Origin of the sequence: Streptomyces sp. NPDC007896 (genome assembly GCF_042959425.1) — a bacterium.
Taxonomy (GTDB): Bacteria; Actinomycetota; Actinomycetes; order Streptomycetales; family Streptomycetaceae; genus Streptomyces.
Genome location: NZ_JBIBKX010000052.1, coordinates 1 through 2698 on the forward strand (window position 1 = coordinate 1; position 2698 = coordinate 2698).

At 71.7% G+C, this 2698-nt stretch carries 2 protein-coding genes and 1 pseudogene; all 3 read right to left on the reverse strand.

Annotation, left to right across the window (positions count from 1 at the left end):
• Nucleotides 1-875: pseudogene (locus ACFZDJ_RS54970) on the reverse strand (1,4-alpha-glucan branching enzyme); the annotation flags it as partial.
• A gap of 59 nt (nucleotides 876-934) precedes the next feature.
• The gene (locus ACFZDJ_RS54975; protein ID WP_391070820.1) at nucleotides 935-2404 is read right to left on the reverse strand and encodes a maltokinase; all 1470 of its coding nucleotides are present in this window, start codon (nucleotides 2402-2404) and stop codon (nucleotides 935-937) included.
• Between the two features lie 66 nt (nucleotides 2405-2470).
• Nucleotides 2471-2698, reverse strand: a 228-nt coding sequence (locus ACFZDJ_RS54980) for an alpha-glucosidase C-terminal domain-containing protein (RefSeq protein ID WP_391070821.1), incomplete at its 5' end; no start/stop codon positions are given.

Consider the following 2698-nt stretch of genomic DNA (forward strand, 5'->3'; position numbering starts at 1 on the left):
ACGGGCATCAGCTCGACATGGGTGAAGCCCAGGTCGCGGACGTAGGCGGGCAGTTGCTCGGCCAGTTGGCGGTAGGTCAGGCCCGGTCGCCAGGAGGGCAGGTGGACCTCGTACACCGACAACGGCGCCTCGTGCACCGGACGGGCCCCCCGCCCCGCCATCCACTCCTCGTCCGTCCACACGTGGGACGACTCCGTGACGATCGAGGCGGTCGCCGGGGGCACCTCGGTGCGGCGGGCCATCGGGTCGGCGCGCATCGTGTGCGTACCGTCGGGCCGGGTGATGTCGAACTTGTACGGCGTTCCCTCGCCGATGCCGGGCAGGAACAGCTCCCAGACGCCCGTGGAACCCAGCGATCGCATGGGGTAGGCGGTGCCGTCCCAGTGGCAGAAGTCCCCGCAGACCCTGACCCCCTGGGCGTTGGGTGCCCAGACCGTGAAGCGGGTGCCGGTCACGCCCTGGTGGGTCATGGGATGCGCCCCGAGCGCCCGCCACAGCTCCTCGTGGCGTCCCTCGCCGATCAGATGGAGATCGACCTCGCCCAGCGCGGGCAGAAAGCGATACGGGTCCTGTACCTCGGACTCGTGGCCCGCGTACGTCACCGACAGCACGTACTCGGGGATCGTGTCGAGCGGCAGGACGCCCGAGAAGAGGCCGTCACCGGCCCCCCGTAGCTCCGTGCGCCGGCCGTCCACCATCACCGCGACGGCCTCGGCGTACGGTCGTAGCACGCGGAACACGACGCCGCCCGGCACCGGGTGCGCGCCGAGCAGCGCGTGCGGATCGTGGTGGGCGCCCGACAACAGGCGCGCGCGGTCCGTCGCGTCCAGCGCGGCTACCGGCCTGGTGCCAACGGCGGTGGTGTGAACTGCCACGGCTTCAGCCTCCTCGGGGAAAGCGGTGGGGCGGATGGATCCTGGGCTCCGGGTCGTCGTCAAAGGCGTTCGGCGGGACGTTCGACGCGATGTTCGGCGTGATGGCCGGTTGGACGTTGGGCAGAACGCTCGGTGGGGTGTGCGTCACGCCGTTCCCCCGCGGCTTCGGCGAGGCGCCCGACCGCCGCCATCGGGACCGGTAGCCAGTCGGGCCGGTGCCTCGCCTCGTACAGCACCTCGTACACGGCCCTGTCGGTCTCGTACGCGCGCAGCAGTTCGGGCTCCTCGCGCGGGTCCCACGAGGCCGCGGCGGCGTACCCCGCACAGAAGGCCTCCCGGCAGCGCTGCGCCCACTCGGGGCGCCACGGGTGGCGGGAGCGCGCGGCGTAGTCGAAGGAGCGCAGCATGCCCGCGACATCGCGTACGGGGGACTGGAGGCGTCGGCGCTCGGTGAGCGGACGGGCCGGCTCGCCCTCGAAGTCGATGACGGACCACTGCCGCCCGGCCCGCAGCACCTGCCCCAGGTGGAGGTCGCCGTGAATCCGCTGCGCCGGCCGTATCGCCGCGTCGAGGGCCGCGAGCGCGTCGAATGCCGAGCGCAGCCCGGCCGCGTACGGCCGGAGTTCGGGCACGGAGCGGGCCGTGGTGTCGAGCCGTTCACTCATCGCGGCCGCGAGTTGCCGGTGCTGCAACGGACTGGGTGCTCGTACGGGGAACGCCGCCGCCAGTGCCACATGTATCTCGGCGGTGGCCAGGCCGAGTTCGTATGCCTCCTCGGTGAACTCCCCGCCGGAGGTGAGCGATTGGAGCGCCAGGGTCCAGCCGTCGGAGGCGTCGCGCAGGAACGGCTGGAGCACCCCGAGTGTCGCCTCCCGCGGCTGCGAGGTGCCGAACCACGCCGCGGGGGCGGGTACGCGGGTGCAGCCCTGCCGGGCCAGCGCCCAGGGCACCTCCAGGTCGGGGTTGATGCCCGGCTGGACACGGCGGAAGACCTTCAGGATGAAGGAGTTCCCGTACACGAGGGAGGAGTTCGACTGCTCGGTGTCGAGGAGCCGGGGGGTGAGACCGCAGGGGACCGTCACCTGGGGATCCCGCTCGAAGAGCAGCGGTCCCGCCGCCCCGGGCGTGCGCAGTCGTTCCAGGAGCAGACCCGCCGCGTTGGGATCGTGGAAGGCGTCGTACACGCTGAGGTCGGCCAGGGGGCCCGCGCTCGGGCGGCCTATGAAGGCGGGGGCGAGTCGGGGTGGCAGGATCTCGCGTGCGCCGAGCAGGAGTTGGTAGCAGTCGTCGGGCGGGGGAGTGCCGGGACCCCCCTGGTCGGAGCCGCCGAGGTGTTCGGTACGTATCAGGAGATGCAGGCAGCCCGGGTACAGCTCGGTCGACGACACCACGCTCAGACCGGTGACGGGGTGGCCCTTGCCCGCGAACCAGCGCTGCCGCGGCAGCCATTGCCGCAGCAGTTCGGCGAGCGAGGTGAGCAGCGCGGCGGGGGCATGGCTGCCCGGACGGTGCAACGCGGTCTTCGGCATGGCGACACGTCCTTTCAGAGGCAAGCGATCTTTGATGGGCACACGATCAAGCGCGATCACGTGCGGTCAGGATCGCCTGGCGGTGCCGGGGGCGATCGCGCGTCGCAGCCGGAACCAGTAGAAGCCGTGGCCCGCGAGGGTGAGCAAGTACGGCAGCTCTCCGATGGCCGGGAATCGCACCCCGCCGATGAGTTCGACGGGGTGGCGGCCGTTGAAGGCCCGCAGGTCCAGTTCGGTGGGCTGGGCGAAGCGGGAGAAGTTGTGCACGCACAGGACGAGGTCGTCCTCTGTGTC